Here is a 14,365-nt window from a genome sequence, read left to right on the forward strand (position 1 = left end):
AACCGGCGGACGTAAAGCCCGCCGCTGCCGCGACGCGCCGCGCACCGCCCCGGAGTCCGGCCGGATGGCGGCGGCCGCCTGCTGTCGGTGGCGCGGTCTAGCGTGGCGCCATGACACTCGTGGACCACGACCGCCACTGCGCCGAAATCGTCGCGCAGACCGACCTGCTGAGGTCCCACATCGAGGGCGCGGACCTTGCGGACCCCGTCCCCTCCTGTCCCGGCTGGAGCCTCGGCCAACTGCTGCGCCATCTCGGCGGCGGCCACCGCTGGACCGAGACGATCGTGCGGACCCGGGCGGCACAGCCTCCCGCCGACGACCACTTCCGCGACCTGTCCGGCTACACCGACGAGGACCCCGCCGTGCTCGGCCCCTGGCTCGCCGAGGGCGCCGCGCAGCTGGCCGACACGCTGCGCTCCGCCGGGCCCGACGCGCAGATGTGGACCGCGGTTCCGGGGAGGACCGCGGCGTTCTGGGCCCGCCGCTTCGCGCACGAGACGGTCGTTCACCGGGCCGACGCGGCCTTGGCGCTCGGCGCGGAGTTCACCGTCGCCGAGGAGGTCGCCCTCGACGCCCTCGACGAGTGGATGGAGCTCGGCTCGCTGCCGCAGATGCTGGAGTTCCATCCGGAAAAGCGCGAGCTGCTCGGTCCCGGCCGCACCCTGCACTTCCACGCCACCGACACCGCGCCGGAGGCGGCAGCGGAGTGGCTGGTCGACCTCACCGGCGACGCCATCGCCTGGCGCCGAGCGCATGAGAAGGCCGCCGTGACCGTGCGCGGCCCGCTGACCGATCTGCTGCTGGTCGTCTACGGACGGCGGCCCGCCCGCAGCAGGGACATCGAGATCCTCGGCGATGCGGAGCTGCTCGACTTCTGGCTGGAGCGGGTCGGGTTCGGGTGATCAGCGAGCGACGCACGGCAGCGTCCGTCCTGCGCGTTCAGCGCGGCGCAGTGCCGAAACGGTCCTCGGCGTCGTGGAGGAGCAGCACGTCGATACGGTCGGTGCCCATGCGGGTGAGCGAGTCCTCGACGCTGCGCAGGACGCCTTCGCGCGAGAAGTCCCACACCCGGCGGTGTGCCGCGGGCACCATGAAGGCCTCGTCCATCCGGCCCGCCGGATCCGCGCGGACGGATGGGAGCGGGTGCGGCCGAGCCCTCAGGCGAGCAGGTCGGCCCGCATCCGGGCCAGGCCCCGGGACAGCAGTCGGGAGACGTGTGCTCGGGGCAGCCCCATGGCCGAGGCGATCTGCGCCTGGCTCCTGTGGCCGAAGAAGCACAGCACCACGGCGCGGCGCTCGCGCCGGGAGAGACCGGTCAGCGACTCCTCCAGCGCGGACCGGCCGGACGCGCCGCCCGGCGCGTGCACGGGCTTGTCCGGCAGCAGTGTGCGAGAGGTGCCAGAGGTCTCCATCGGTTCCACCGCCTTCTCGAAGGTCGGGTCCCGGTGCCTCTCGGGCCATCGGCGCGCGGGGCGAAGAGGAGGGGCGGGGAAGGCGGGTGCGGGGACTGGGTGCGACCTGCGGACCACCCTGCCGACCTCTGCCCGAGGACACGGGAACAAGATCAGGGTTACACGGCCGCGCTTCCGGACCTGGGGCCAACGTTACCCGCCGCCGCCCCGGTTGCAACACACCGTCCCGCCCGGGAAGTCGGATTCCCGCGGCGGGCTGCTGGTGGAGCACGGCGACCGCGCGCTGCTGATCGACGCGGGGTTCGGCCGCGTCCGCCGGGGCGGCGACGGCCCCGCCTGGCGCCCCCTCCCCTGATGGCCGCCGCCGGCCGTCTTCTCCCTGCGCCCCATGAACAGGGGGATCCTCAGCGCCGGATCCCGTTCCGATGCTCCTCACCCCGGACCCGGCCCGCGTCAGCGCCCGGTTCGGCCCCGGGCCTTGAGTCTGCGCCAGCCGCCGGCGCGGTTGTCGGCGATGATGTGGCGGATCATCCGGGTGAGGGCAGGGGCGTTGATCGTCTCGCCCCTGCGGAAGGCGACCGTGCGGGCGGTCTTGTTGTCGTGGCCGGCCGTGATGATGCCTTCGGGGTCGGGGACGATGGCGCCGTCGTAGAGGAAGACGTTGACGTGGTCCTTCGCCGCGAGCAGCGCGCAGATGTTCCCGTCGAGCACGAAGTAGGGCCGGGTGGTTCGTTTGATCGTCTCGACGACGTCGGGGTCGGCGGCGTGGACGAGCTCTCGGACCTGGCGGCAGATGTCCCGCTGCCATTCGGGTAGCGCGTCGATGTAGGCGTCAACGCGCGGATCGGCGACGTAGGGCATCGAGCATCCTCCTCGTTCGCGGACGTGGGTCTCACGTCGGGACGTCCTGTGGTCGGGTCAGAGCCAGACGCCGACGATCGTCCCCATGGCGAGCATCTTGACGAGCCAGTCGCCGCCGTGCACGACCGCGGTGGTCACCGGAACCTTGTCCCACATGACCGACCCGGTCAGCAGGACGAAGGGGAACCCGGCCCACAGTGCGAGGGCGAGCAGCAGCGTCGGCCCGACCCCCGGCAGGTGCATCCCGTGTGCCAGGCCGGTGATGACCGACGCTGTGAGGGTGCTGCGTCCCAGTTCCAGGAGAACATGCAACGGGGACGGCCGGTCGCGGGCCGGCGCGCGACCGGCGAGACGCCTGGCCTCGATGGGCGCCGCGACGGCGTACCAGACGGAGCTGAGCACGAACGCCGTCACCGCGGCGATGGCGACGGCGGCGGCGGGGTTCACGCCTCTCCACCCGCCGCCGCGGAACAAAAGAAACTAAACCGGGTAGTGTTCATAGAGGTAAACTAAACTGGTTAGTGTTCTACGTCAAGAAAGGGCCTGCCCATGCCGGATCCGACCCGCGCCGAGCAGCGGTCGGTACGCAAGCGCGCCGAGATCCTGACCGCAGCGCGCAGTGTCTTCACCGCACACGGCTACCTGGGCACCAGCATGGACGCCGTGGCGGCGACGGCCGGGGCGTCGAAGCGGACCGTCTACCAGTACTTCGCGGACAAGGAGGAGCTGTTCGCCAGCGTCGTCCTCGACACGGTCGACCGCGGCTACGAGTACTTCCGGCCGTCGATCCTCGCCCTCGCCGAGGCCGACGACCTCGACGAGGCGTTCCGGCGCCAGGCGCGCATCACGGTCACCGGGATCATGAACCCCGAGGTCCTGCAGATGCGCCGCCTGGTGATGGCCGAGGCGGACCGGTTCCCCGACATCGGCCGCGACTACTACCGGCGCAGTTGGGGCCGCACCATTGAACTGCTCGCCCGGTCCCTCGCCCGCCTCGCCGAACGCGGGCTGCTGACCGTCTCCGACCCCGAGCGGGCCGCCCACATGTTCACCTGGCTCGTGGTGTCCATACCCCTGCAGCGAACCGCCTTCATGGGCAACACCGCGACCTACACCCAGGCCGAACTCGACGCCATCGCCGACGAGGGCGCCCGCGTCTTCCTCGCCGCCCACCCCCCGGCCGGCACCGGACGCTGACCCGTCGTCAGAAGGACGGCTCCGGGCGCGGCCCCCGGCGCAGCTCCGACTCGTCCCAGGAGGCGACGGCGACCTCGTCGCCGACGGAGAGCGCGCCGGAGCGCAGCACGGCGAACTTGGCGCCGAAGGCGACGCCGCCCTCGGCAGCCCTGCGGTAGCCGGCGAGGGCGCGGAGCGGTTCGGGCCCCGCCCGCACGCCGGTCTCCTGGTCGACCGTTGTGACGGCGCAGCGGATCGCGAGCTTGGCATAGCCCAGTTCGGCACCGCCGACGCCGATCCGGCGCGCGCGGTCCTCGGTGTGGGGTTCGGCCCAGCCGGCGACCACGATGTTGGGGCGGAAGCGCGCCATCGGCAGCGGATCTCCGCCCCGCTCGGCGATCCGCTCGTTCAACAGGTCCAGGGAGGACCGCGAGACGACGAGCAGGGGGCAGCTGTCGGCGTAGCCGGAGGTGCCCGGCGTCGCACCGCCGGTCACCCGCTCGTGTTCGGGCGGCACCCGCACGAGCCTGCTCCTGGCGCCGAGCACCTCCGACAGCCACTCGGCGGCCGCGTCGCCCTGGTCGATGCCCTTGTACGGCGTCCCGAACAGCTCCACGTCGCGCCGGGCGGCGCCGGTGTCCACGGCGATGCCCACCGCCTCGACGCCGGGGGCCCGCAGCGTGAGGCGCCCGCCGCGGTCGCCGACCTCGGGGCGGATCAGCGCCAGCCGCGGATCACGCCACTGGCTGCGGAACACGCCGTCCTCGCCGATGACCATGAAACCGCGGTCGTGCGCGAGTCCCGCGGGCGTCAGCACCGCGTCGCGCGCCGACGTCCCGGCGCATCCCTTGACGGGGTAGCAGGTCAGTTCGTCGATCACGGCCACGCGCCGACGCTACTACCCGCCGCCGCGCCGATGGCGCCCCGGGTCCGCAGCGGCGGCCGCGCAGTCCCGTGCGCGGCCGCCGGTTCGCCGTCCGATGGAGGACGGGAACCGGATACGGACGAGGCCCACGGCGCCGATCCCGGCCTGCGTGACGAGCTCGAGCGCCGCGCCCTCCGGCTGCCGCGCCGCCTGCCGGTTCCCCGTAGGTCAGTTGGCACCTGGTGACACGCTCCTTACCGGCACTCCTGCTTCGGCGGCCTGCTCGGCCGGTCGTTCAGCGGGCCGTTGCGATGAGGCGTCGCAGGGCGGTATGGGCGGGCGGCCCCCAGGTGGGCTTGCCGCCTGGGCGGCCCTGGAGGCCAGCCTCTCCGATGAGGATGCCGACGAGGGCGCGCAGCACCGCGCAACCGCGGGCGCGGCGCAGGGTCGCGGCGTCCGGGGCCGGCTGGTAGGCGTCATGGAAGCGGTCGGCGGCACCGTCCGGCAGCAGGATCCAAGCGGCGGCAAGGTCGCAGGCTGGATCGCCCGCGCAGAGGTCCCCGAAGTCGATCACGCCGCAGAAGGCGCCGTCCGCGGTAAGGACGTTGGCCGGATGCAGGTCGGCGTGGAGCCACAGTGCCGGGCCCGCCCAGTTGGGTGCGGCGGCGGCGTCTTCCCAGATGGCGCGGACGGCATCCGGGTCGGGGATCAGTCCCAGCTCGGTGGCCGAGGCGAGTTGCTCGGCGAACTGCTCGGCGGCGTCAGCCAGTGGCCCCCCGCGGCCGCGGCCGGCGGGCGCCCCGCCGGGGGCAGGCCGGTGAAGAGCCGTAAGGAAGGCGGCCAAGCTGTCGGCCGCGTCCGCAGCACGCGTGGCGGGGGCGCGGTCGGCGGGTGTGCCCGGTACCCAGGTGGTGACGATCCAGGGCCGCGGAAACCGCTCGGAGGGCTCGCCGAGGCGCTGCGGGACGGGGACCGGCAAAGGAAGATGCGGGGCGAGGGAGGGCAGCCAGGCGTGCTCCTTGCGCAGCAGCACGTCCGCGGACTCCGTCGCCCAGGGCAACCGGACGGCGAGGTCGTCGCCGAGCCGCCACAACTGGTTGTCCCAGCCACGCGCGCCGAGCCTCAGAGGGTGGTCAGCCAGGTCGGGGTGCTGGTCGCGCAACAGATCCCGGACCAGTTCCGCGGTGATCTCGATCTCGGTGACGGTCATGCAGGGCAACCATAGTCGGCGCCGCCCGACCGCTCCCCCTCGCGGTACGGAGGTTCCCGCTGTCATCCCTCGTCGGTGGCGTCCTTGTCGCGCAGGGCCCGCACCCCGACCCGAAGGGCGGCTTCCCGCCGAGCTCGGAGACGCCATGGCGCACTTGAAGGAGGCACTGATCCTCGGAGCGGGCGATCTCACGCAGCGCCTGGCTCTCGGCGGGATCCCCTAACGGCCACGGGATCCTTGGGTGGCCCGAGCCCGCGCCGATCCGAGGTCGGGTATTCAGCGCCTGGTCTCGTACCTGGTCAGGACCACGCCGTCGGGAAACGTCCGGGTCTCCACCAGGTTCAGGTTCACCCAGTTGTCCAGGGCCGTGAAGAACGGCGTGCCGCCGCCCACCAGGACCGGGTGGGCGACGATCGCGTACTCGTCGATCAGCCCGGCCCGCATGGCCGCCGCAGCGAGGGTGGCGCCGCCGACGTCCATGGGACCGCCATCCTCAGTCTTGAGCCGGGTGATCTCGGTGACAGCATCGCCGGTGACCAGGCGGGCGTTCCAGTCGACCGCGCTGGTCGTCGAGGAGAACACCACCTTCGGCATGTCCCGCCAGCGGCGGGCGAACTCGGTCTGCGCCGGTGTGGCGCCAGGCTGCTGGTCGGCGGTCGGCCAGTGGGAGCTCATCGTCTCCCACAGTTTGCGCCCGTACAGCGCCAGGCCCGTCGCCCCCACCCGGTCGGACCACCACTGGAACAGCTCGTCGCTCGGCACGCTCCAGCCGAGGTCGTCGCCGGGCGCGACGATGTAGCCGTCCAGGCTCAGGTTCATGCCAAAGGTCAGTTTCCGCATGGCGTCAGTCTCCCGTGAGTCCGTATTCGGCGTACAGACCAAAACGGCGCGGATAATTCATCGGTCAGACCACACCGAGGGCCGGTTGGGGTCGCGGCAGTAATCGCGCCTCTCGGCCCTGACTTGCAGCGAGGCGACCTTCCAACGCATTCGCGATGACCTGAGCACCCTCGGCATCCCGGACGACATGACCCCCGCCAAGCTCCGCCTCGCCAGGGTGTCCATGGGGCAGCCCGACACCAACGTCGGCGACCTGTGCAAGGAGCTAGGCGTCACCCGTCAGACCCTCTACCGCCACGTCTCACCCACCGGCGAGCTCCGCGAGGACGGGCGCAAGCTCTTGTCCCGGGCCCGAGGCAAGTGAGCCGGCGGAGCCGTCCCCACAAGCGGATCCTTCAGCGGACACCATCTATGGAGACCGGAGTGGGCTCGCGTGTCAGGTTGCCTGGGGTCCCCAGGCGTGGCGGTTCCTCAAGGCGGGCTTCTTGCCCAGGTGACCCTCCCGCACCAGGATCGCCAGCGAGTCCATGACCACGCGTGAGCTTAGTAGCGCGGTCTGCTCGGCCCAGTCGTAGGGCGGGGCGCACTCGACGACCTCGAGCCCGGCCAGACCGGGTGCGGAGACCATGCGGATGAGGTTGAGCGCTTCCCGGGGCAGCAACCCGCCCGGTTCCGGCCAACCGGTGCCGGGGCTGAATCCGGAGTCGATCACGTCGATATCGAAAGACAAATAGACCGCTTTGGCGTCCTTCCAGGCGACTTCCAGCGCGGTTTCGGCGACCTTTTCGATGCCCACCCTTTCGATGTCACCGACGGTGATGATGGTGGTGCCCCGCTCACGGCTGACCTTGACCCCCGCTCGGGGCGGCTGCCAGCCTCCGATGCCGATTTGCACGAGGTTGGTGGCCGGGGCGTTGGTGAGGTTGGTGGCGTGGAACCACGGGGTGCTGTGCATCCGCTCGTCCAGGTCGGTCTCTTGGGTGTCGACGTGGCGGTCGAAGTGGATGATCCCGATGTTGCCGTCCACGTGTGGGGAGATGCCGCGGATCGTGGGGTATCCGATCGAGTGGTCCCCGCCCAGGACGACCGGGAAGACCCCGCGCTGGTAGACGTGGGCCATCGCTTGGCTGATTTGGTCGAAAGACTTCTCCAGATTGCCCGGAATCGTGAAGATGTCGCCGATGTCGACGATGTTCAGCTGCTCACGCAGATCTACCCCCAGCTCGTAGCTGTAGGTACCGAACACGTTGGTTGAGCGCCGGATCCCTTGGGGGCCGAATCGGGCACCGGGACGGTAGGTGGCCCCGGAATCCAGCGGCGCACCGAACACTGCGACCTCGGCGTCCTCGACCTCGTTGACGTCCTCCAGGTAGGGGGTGTTCAGGAATGTTCCGCGCTCACCGGCGAAGTGCGGCAGCTCCCCGCGGGAGAAGGTCGGGATCGTCCGGTCCACCAGTGTCGGGGAACCCGATAGGCCGTAGGCCAGACCCCGCTGGATCTCCTCGTCGTGGCGGAACTGCGAGAGGCGCGCCTCCGCCTCCATTGCCCACTTGCCCTCCTTCTGCGCGAAGGCATCGCTGTGGGAGTGCCCGCCGGGGCCGTGGGAATGGCTGTCCGGGTTACCCTCCGGGTGCTCGTGATCGGACATGACATCCTCCGTCCCGGCCGCCTGGCTGCGCCTCCGGGTGCGGCCGTCCTCATCGACAGGGCCACGCTTTGATCCTGTACCGAGACTAGCCCGCGGCCGTCGGGGCGTCCATCGCCCGCCGCTACACCAGCAGGAACGTCCGACCGCGGAGCCACGACTCCCGATCCTCCGGCGCAGCCCCGGTCGCCCGGGGAGGCTCAGGAGAACACTGCGATGCCATAGACCGCGAAGACCACGAGATGGGCTGCGCCGTGCATCGCGGTCACCTTCTGAGCGGCGAACGTCGTCACCGACAGCAGCAGCGTGACGCCCAGGAGCAGCAGGTTGGCCGGGGACTCGGCCAGCACGACGGCCTGACCGGTGAGCAGTCCGATGACGAGGACGACCGGGATGGTCAATCCGACGGTCGAGACCAGCGCGCCATGACACAGGTTGCTCACGCGCTGGATCTCACCCTGTAAAGCAGCGCGCACCGACGTGATCGACTCGGGCAGGAAGACGATGATCGCGATGAGGATGCCGGAGAGTGCGACCGGTGCCCCGACACGACCGAGCCCGTCGTCGAGCAGCGTGGCCATGTCGTGGGAGAGCAGCACGATGGGCAGGACGGTCGCGACGAGCAGTCCCATCCGCAGCAGCACTTCGGAGCGGTGCTCGGCGATGACCTGGACGATGTTGGTGTGCTCAGTCTCGGGACCGGCCGAGTCGTGCCCGGCGAGGCGGACGGTCAGCCGTGGATCGACCTCCCGGAAGTCAGCGGCCTGCTTGCCCATCTGGCGGACGAGGAAGAAGGCGTAGAGGCCGAGGGTCAGCACAATGACGGGAGTCTCCTGCCCCACTGTGTAGGCGCCGTCGCGGCCGATCAGGGCCGGCAGCGCGAGGGCCAGCGCGGAGAGCACCACGAGCAGGGCCAGGTACGCGGAGGTACCAGTGCGGTTGTGGCTGAGGTCACCGTGCTTGATGCCGCCGACGAGAAGTGACAGGCCGATGACCGCGTTGAGGATGATCATCGACACGGCCATCACCGAGTCCCGGGCGATGGTGGTGTGCTCGCCGGGGCCCAGCATGACCGCAGCGATGAGCACCACCTCAATCACCACGATCGACTCGACCCCCGGTCAGCGCCGCGGTGAGGTCGGCGGCGTCCAGAGGCGGCTCCTCCGGTCCGATCTGGGCGCTGCCGGCGGCCAGATCGGTGATGCGACGCACGGCGTCCAGCGGCTCCATGGGCATGCGGCGCTCCTCCCAGCGCCTGCGGGCCTCGCCGTCGGCGTGGCGCTCGGTGATGCGGAACAGGGCGGTGTAGACCCGCTCCCTGCGGGCTTCGCCGGGGTCGGGGCCGGTGCCGGGCCGGCAACCCGCACACCTGGCTGGGGCCGGCCTCCTGCGGCGGCCTGCTGGGCTCGTCAGGGGCGGTACCGGATCGGGTGGTCCTCGGGGACCTCGACCACGCAGATGCGCAGGCCGTCGGGGTCGGCGATCCACATCTCGACCAGCCCCCACGGCTCCTTGCGGGGTTCGCGCAGGATGGCCGCGCCGCGCCCGACCAGTTCCCGGTGGGCCTCCTCGGCGTCGGGCACCTGCATCCACAGTTGGGTCGCCGACGCCTCGGGCGGCCGGTCGGCGCCGGAGGAGACCTCCAGGAACCCGCCGCCGAGGAAGAACACGGTGCCGCGCCGGGGTCCGGTCCCGAACTCCCGGTAGACGGCCAGGCCGAGTGTGTCGCGGTAGAAGGCGCGGCTGCGCTCCAGGTCGGTGGGGCGGAGCAGGATGCGGCTGCTGAGAACGTTCATGCCGGTGGTTCTTCCGCCGATCGGCGGTTTCCATTCCCCCGAGCGGCCCCGGCTCGAAAGAGGCCGGCCGTCCGCGGTTCAGGGGTGTGTTCCGGCGGCGGCAGAGCACACGGCCTTTGAAGACCTCAGTGGGTTTTTCGCCTGGCCGGCCGGCGGATTGGGTGGAGTACGCCTGCGGTCAGGCGCGGCCGCGCAGGGGCTGCAGCTCGGTGGCCGAGGTGATGCGCCGCAGGGCGGTGAGTCCGGGCCGCGGGGCGGTGGCGAAGAGGCGGATGAGGAAGGGGCCCGGGACCGCTGCGGCGGCCACCCAGGAATCGGGCGTGCTGAGCACCGTGAACGCCTGCGCGGCGCCGTCGAGCGCGATGTGGCGCTGCGACCAGGCCGACCCTTCGGGCAGCGGCAGCGGCCGGGCGTCGAGGGCGCCGTTCATCCGCCGCTGCATGAAGTCGCGCTCCACGCAGAACCCGCGGACGTGCCGGGGGTCGGGCCCGGTGCCGGTGTCCCAGCGGCGCGTCGCGATCTCCACGCCGGCCTCCCCGGCGAAGTCCACGACGACCTTGGCCGGCAGCTCCTCGCCCGGATGCGTCGTGGTGGCGGTGATGCGGCCCTGCTCCGGGCCGTCGACGGGGGCGTAGAGCGGGATCGCGGCGAGCAGGTCCTGCAGCGCCACGCTGTGCGGGATGCGCGCGGCTCCCGCGTCGCCGGTGTCCACGTGCCGCTCCCCCTCGTCGCGCCCGGATGGGCCCGTCCTTCTCCCCCACCCGCTCCTCGCAGCGACGCTACCGCATGGGCGCGCGCGACCGGGGCGCGCTCACCGCCGCGCCGCCCCGTCGTCCTGCGCCTCGCCGCCGGGGGCGTGCAGGGAGCGCAGGATCTCGCCGAGTTCGTCGCCGATGCGCCGGTCCATGGCGCGGGCGAACTCGACGAGCACGGTGGTCTCGGCCACCGGGCGCAGCCGCTCCACGATCCGGGTCAGCCGGGCGATCTCCTCGGTGGAGGGCAGTTCGTCCCGCTCCTCGACCAGGTGCCGGCGCACCAGGTCGACGAAGAGCGCGGCGAGCCGGTCGGCGTGGTCCTGGACGTCGCGGCCGGCCCGCAGCACCGCCGACAGGGGGATGCCCTCGCGCACCAGCGTGGTCGAGGTCTCCAGCAGCCGGCGGCTGAGGTGGGCGACGTGGGCGCCCTCGTCGCGGATGTAGCCGAGCTCCTCGGCCTCGCGCAGCGCTTCGGGCGTCACCTGGTGGCCGTAGGCCGCCGAGAGCTCCTCCCAGCTCATCCGCACGGGCGCGTCGTCGCCCCAGGGGGCGGTGACCGCCTCTTCGAAGCCGAGCAGGTCGGCGACGTCGCGGCCCTTCTCCCAGGCGCTGAGCAGTTCGGCGATCCCGCCGAGGGTGTGGCCGCGCTCCAGCAGCCGGGCGATGACGCGCAGCCGGGCCAGGTGGGCCTCGGAGTACCAGGCGAGGCGGCCCGAGCGCCGGGGCGCGGGCAGCAGGCGGCGCTCCTGGTAGTAGCGGACGGTCCGGACGGGGACGCCGGCGGCCTCCGCGAGGTCGTCGATCCGGTACTCGCGCGTTCCGGGCTCGTCCGCCCCCTCGTCAACCACGACGCCAGCATAGTCGCGCCGAACTCTTCCAATGCTCATTGTCATGGTTTACGCTCAAGATCCTGCCAGTAAACACTGGCTCAATGATCGTGGTCGAGAGGGATTGGTATGGGATCGGGAAAAGACGCGTCCACGGCGCCCCCGCGGTCCGCGGCCCCGGGGCCGCGGCAGGACGCCGCCGGAGGCGACGGCACCGTCCGGCACGTGCGCGTGGCGGCCATCGGAGCCGGCTTCGGCGGGCTCGGCCTGGCCGTGCGGCTGCGCCAGGCCGGGATCACCGACTTCACGGTGCTGGAGCGCGCCGACTCCGTGGGCGGCACCTGGCGTGACAACACCTACCCGGGGTGCGCCTGCGACGTCCCCTCGCACCTGTACTCCTTCTCCTTCGCCCCCAACCCGCACTGGCCGCGCAGCTTCTCCGGCCAGCCGCACATCCGCGCCTACCTGGAGGAGGTGACCGAGCGCCACGGCCTGCGGCCGCACCTGGAGTTCGACAGCGAGGTCCTCGAAGCCCGCTGGGACGCCGCCGCCGCGCGCTGGCACGTGCGCACCTCCCGCTCCGAGCTCACCTGCGACGTGCTGGTCTCGGCCTCCGGCGCGCTGTCCGACCCCGCCATCCCCGACATCCCCGGCATCGACGCCTTCCCCGGAACCGTCTTCCACTCCGCGCGCTGGGACCACGACACCGACCTGACCGGAAAGCGCGTGGCGGTGGTGGGCACCGGCGCCTCGGCGATCCAGATCGTGCCCAGCATCCAGCCCGAGGTCGAACGGCTCGTGCTGCTGCAGCGCACCCCCGCCTGGGTGATGCCGCGGGCCGACCGCCGCATCACCCGGGCCGAGCAGTGGATGTACCGCAACGTCCCGCTGGCCCAGCGGATCAGCCGCAGCGGGATCTATCTGACCCGGGAGTCCTCCGTCGGCGCGTTCGTGCGCTTCCCCGCCCTGCTGCGCCTGGCCTCGGGACTGGCGCGCCGACACCTGCGCCGCGCGGTCAAGGACCCCGGGCTGCGCGCCAAGCTCACCCCCGACTTCACCATGGGGTGCAAGCGCATCCTGCTGTCCAACGACTACTACCCGGCGCTGGCCCGGCCCAACGTCGACGTGGTGGCCTCGGGGCTGGCGGAGGTGCGGGGCAGCACGGTCGTGGCCGCAGACGGAACCGAGCACGAGGTCGACGCGATCGTCTTCGGCACCGGCTTCCAGGTCACCGACATGCCCATCGGCGAGCGCGTCTTCGGCGCCGCCGGCCGCTCCCTGGCCCAGGAGTGGCGGAGCGGCATGCAGGCGCTGCGCGGCACCGCCGTCGCCGGCTTCCCCAACTTCTTCACGATCGTGGGCCCCAACACCGGGCTCGGCCACACCTCGATGATCTTCATGATCGAGTCCCAGCTCAACTACGTGATCGACGCGCTGCGCCGCCTGGAGGCGCCGGGGGTGGCCGCGATCGAGCCCAAACCCGAGGCCCAGCGCGCCTGGAACGACGACCTGCACCGCAGGATGGGGCGCACCGTGTGGTCGACGGGCGGCTGCGCGAGCTGGTACCTCGACGCCAACGGGCGCAACACCACGCTGTGGCCCGGCTCCACCATGCGGTTCCGGCGCGCGACCCGCCGGCTCAAACCCTCGGAGTACTCCCCCATCGCCCCGCCCGCCTCCCCGCCGACCGCGCCGGCGGCCGCCCCCGAGCACACCATCGCGGTGGAGGCCTCCCGATGAGCGCCCGCGCCCGCTCCACCGCCGCCGCGCCCCGGCCCCGCCGCGAACTCGACGTCGCCTCGGCCGACGGCACCCGCCTGCACGCCGAGGTGCACGGCCCCTCCGACGCCCCCGTGGTCGTGCTCAGCCACGGCTGGACCTGCTCGACCCTGTTCTGGGCCCCGCTGCTGCGCGCGCTGCCGCCCCGGATGCAGGTCGTCGTCTACGACCAGCGCGGGCACGGGCGCAGCGCGGCCCCCGGCCGCGACGGCTACAGCACCGCGGCCCTGGCCGACGACCTGTGCGCCGTGCTGGAGGCGTGCGTGCCCGAGGGCACCCGGGCCGTGCTGGCCGGGCACAGCATGGGCGGCATGACGCTGCTGGCCGCGGCCGACCGCCCGCAGTTGCGCGCCCGCACCGCAGCGGTGCTGCTGGCCAACACCGGCAGCGGCCGCCTGGTCCGGGAGCTGCGGGTGCTTCCCCTGGCCGGGCGGCTGCCGCGGCTGCGCGCCGCGACCCACCGGCTGCTGCTCAAGGCCCCGGTGCCGCTGGGCCCGGTCACCCCGCTCAGCCGCTCGGTGCTGCGCTACGTCACCATGGGGCCGGGCGCCGGGCCCGAGGCGATCGACCTCTGCGCCCGCATCGTGCACGCCTGCCCGCCGCCGGTGCGCTCCCGCTGGGCCGGGGTCCTGGCCGGCCTGGACCTGGAGGCCGCCGTGGCGCGCCTGGACGTCCCCGCCGCCGTCCTCGTCGGCTCGGCCGACCGGCTCACCCCGCCCCCGCACGCCCGCCGCCTCGCCCGAGGACTGCCGCACCTGGAGGAACTGGTCGAGCTGCCCGGCATCGGGCACATGACCCCCTTGGAGACCCCGGACCGGGTCGCCGCCATGATCGACGACCTCGTCCGCGCCCACCTGGAGACCCCAGCCGCCCGGTCGGGCGAGGCCGGCGCCCCCCCGCACCCCCGCCGCCCAGGAGGAGACGACGTGAGCAGGCACAGCAGCCTCGACGGCCAGGTCGCCGTCGTCACCGGCGCGGCCCGCGGCGTGGGCGCCCTGCTCGCCCGCCGCCCGCGCCGAGGACCCCGCCGCGCCGTAGCGGTCTCTCCGCGGGCCGCCCGCGGCCGGTGTCCACAGGTGGGGGTCGCCGTAGTACTCGCCGAAAACCGGGCGGATATGGCTGAGTCAGGCTGCTGAGCTGGTGGTCTTCGGGGTTCTGGCCGGAAGCGCCCGTTTCGCCCGGGGATGGGTCGGTGAGGC

Annotated in this window: 19 protein-coding genes; 6 read left to right on the forward strand and 13 right to left on the reverse strand. The window is 72.5% G+C overall.

The window, feature by feature from the left end; translation table 11 throughout:
* Positions 1-110: 110 nt before the first annotated feature.
* Entirely contained in the window at positions 111-902 is a 792-nt protein-coding gene (locus HDA32_RS13425) for a maleylpyruvate isomerase family mycothiol-dependent enzyme (RefSeq protein ID WP_179643499.1), read from the forward strand.
* Between the two features lie 37 nt (positions 903-939).
* Here HDA32_RS13425 and HDA32_RS13430 read toward each other — a convergent pair whose 3' ends face one another.
* Together HDA32_RS13430 and HDA32_RS13435 are read right to left on the reverse strand one after the other, a co-directional pair.
* Positions 940-1,107, reverse strand: coding sequence for an aldo/keto reductase (locus tag HDA32_RS13430; protein ID WP_218882444.1), 168 nt, complete (start codon positions 1,105-1,107; stop codon positions 940-942).
* Between the two features lie 50 nt (positions 1,108-1,157).
* A complete protein-coding gene (locus HDA32_RS13435) occupies positions 1,158-1,412 on the reverse strand; it encodes a sigma factor-like helix-turn-helix DNA-binding protein (protein ID WP_179643500.1) in 255 nt (84 codons plus the stop codon).
* 211 nt (positions 1,413-1,623) lie between these two features.
* On the opposite strand from HDA32_RS13435, the gene HDA32_RS13440 reads away from it, so the two are divergent.
* The gene (locus tag HDA32_RS13440) at positions 1,624-1,767 is read left to right on the forward strand and encodes a hypothetical protein (RefSeq protein ID WP_179643501.1); all 144 of its coding nucleotides are present in this window, start codon (positions 1,624-1,626) and stop codon (positions 1,765-1,767) included.
* A gap of 98 nt (positions 1,768-1,865) precedes the next feature.
* Here the strand turns inward: HDA32_RS13440 and HDA32_RS13445 are convergent, their stop codons facing one another.
* Both HDA32_RS13445 and HDA32_RS13450 read right to left on the reverse strand, forming a co-directional pair.
* Complete coding sequence (locus tag HDA32_RS13445; RefSeq protein WP_179643502.1) at positions 1,866-2,273, reverse strand: DUF1801 domain-containing protein; 408 nt, start codon at positions 2,271-2,273, stop codon at positions 1,866-1,868.
* Between the two features lie 57 nt (positions 2,274-2,330).
* Positions 2,331-2,720 (reverse strand): DUF1761 domain-containing protein, encoded by a 390-nt coding sequence (locus HDA32_RS13450; protein WP_179643503.1) that lies wholly within the window; start codon positions 2,718-2,720, stop codon positions 2,331-2,333.
* A 102-nt stretch (positions 2,721-2,822) separates the two neighbouring features.
* Here HDA32_RS13450 and HDA32_RS13455 point away from each other — a divergent pair, with 102 nt between their 5' ends.
* Positions 2,823-3,470: a TetR/AcrR family transcriptional regulator gene (locus tag HDA32_RS13455; protein ID WP_179643504.1), complete on the forward strand. Its 648-nt coding sequence runs from the start codon at positions 2,823-2,825 to the stop codon at positions 3,468-3,470.
* A gap of 7 nt (positions 3,471-3,477) precedes the next feature.
* Here the strand turns inward: HDA32_RS13455 and HDA32_RS13460 are convergent, their stop codons facing one another.
* The 3 genes from HDA32_RS13460 to HDA32_RS13470 form a co-directional block, all read right to left on the reverse strand.
* The gene (locus tag HDA32_RS13460) at positions 3,478-4,335 is read right to left on the reverse strand and encodes an MOSC domain-containing protein (protein WP_179643505.1); all 858 of its coding nucleotides are present in this window, start codon (positions 4,333-4,335) and stop codon (positions 3,478-3,480) included.
* A gap of 274 nt (positions 4,336-4,609) precedes the next feature.
* Positions 4,610-5,524, reverse strand: coding sequence for a phosphotransferase (locus HDA32_RS13465; RefSeq protein ID WP_179643506.1), 915 nt, complete (start codon positions 5,522-5,524; stop codon positions 4,610-4,612).
* 276 nt (positions 5,525-5,800) lie between these two features.
* Positions 5,801-6,364 (reverse strand): dihydrofolate reductase family protein, encoded by a 564-nt coding sequence (locus HDA32_RS13470; protein ID WP_179643507.1) that lies wholly within the window; start codon positions 6,362-6,364, stop codon positions 5,801-5,803.
* A 187-nt stretch (positions 6,365-6,551) separates the two neighbouring features.
* Here HDA32_RS13470 and HDA32_RS13475 point away from each other — a divergent pair, with 187 nt between their 5' ends.
* Complete coding sequence (locus HDA32_RS13475; RefSeq protein ID WP_246334335.1) at positions 6,552-6,728, forward strand: HTH domain-containing protein; 177 nt, start codon at positions 6,552-6,554, stop codon at positions 6,726-6,728.
* 72 nt (positions 6,729-6,800) lie between these two features.
* On the opposite strand, the gene HDA32_RS13480 is transcribed toward HDA32_RS13475, so the two are convergent.
* From HDA32_RS13480 to HDA32_RS13505, 6 genes are all read right to left on the reverse strand, one after another.
* Entirely contained in the window at positions 6,801-8,012 is a 1,212-nt protein-coding gene (locus HDA32_RS13480; RefSeq protein WP_179643508.1) for an agmatinase family protein, read from the reverse strand.
* A 197-nt stretch (positions 8,013-8,209) separates the two neighbouring features.
* Positions 8,210-9,112 carry a calcium:cation antiporter gene (locus tag HDA32_RS13485; RefSeq protein WP_312863171.1) on the reverse strand — a complete coding sequence of 301 codons (903 nt, stop codon included), beginning with the start codon at positions 9,110-9,112 and terminating at the stop codon, positions 8,210-8,212.
* The gene (locus HDA32_RS30700; RefSeq protein ID WP_312863172.1) at positions 9,102-9,245 is read right to left on the reverse strand and encodes a hypothetical protein; all 144 of its coding nucleotides are present in this window, start codon (positions 9,243-9,245) and stop codon (positions 9,102-9,104) included. Before HDA32_RS30700 ends, HDA32_RS13485 begins: the two co-directional genes overlap by 11 nt.
* A 173-nt stretch (positions 9,246-9,418) precedes the next feature.
* The gene (locus HDA32_RS13495; RefSeq protein WP_179643510.1) at positions 9,419-9,805 is read right to left on the reverse strand and encodes a VOC family protein; all 387 of its coding nucleotides are present in this window, start codon (positions 9,803-9,805) and stop codon (positions 9,419-9,421) included.
* Positions 9,806-9,983: 178 nt separating this feature from the next.
* A complete protein-coding gene (locus HDA32_RS13500; RefSeq protein WP_312863173.1) occupies positions 9,984-10,517 on the reverse strand; it encodes a hypothetical protein in 534 nt (177 codons plus the stop codon).
* Between the two features lie 99 nt (positions 10,518-10,616).
* Complete coding sequence (locus HDA32_RS13505) at positions 10,617-11,408, reverse strand: MerR family transcriptional regulator (RefSeq protein WP_312863174.1); 792 nt, start codon at positions 11,406-11,408, stop codon at positions 10,617-10,619.
* 108 nt (positions 11,409-11,516) lie between these two features.
* On the opposite strand from HDA32_RS13505, the gene HDA32_RS13510 reads away from it, so the two are divergent.
* Entirely contained in the window at positions 11,517-13,127 is a 1,611-nt protein-coding gene (locus HDA32_RS13510; protein WP_179643512.1) for a flavin-containing monooxygenase, read from the forward strand.
* Positions 13,124-14,302, forward strand: a complete 1,179-nt coding sequence (locus HDA32_RS13515; protein ID WP_179643513.1) for an alpha/beta fold hydrolase — start codon at positions 13,124-13,126, stop codon at positions 14,300-14,302. The genes HDA32_RS13510 and HDA32_RS13515 overlap by 4 nt, the downstream gene beginning before the upstream one ends.
* The last annotated feature ends 63 nt before the right edge of the window (positions 14,303-14,365 follow it).

Source organism: Spinactinospora alkalitolerans (genome assembly GCF_013408795.1).
Classification (GTDB): domain Bacteria; phylum Actinomycetota; class Actinomycetes; order Streptosporangiales; family Streptosporangiaceae; genus Spinactinospora; species Spinactinospora alkalitolerans.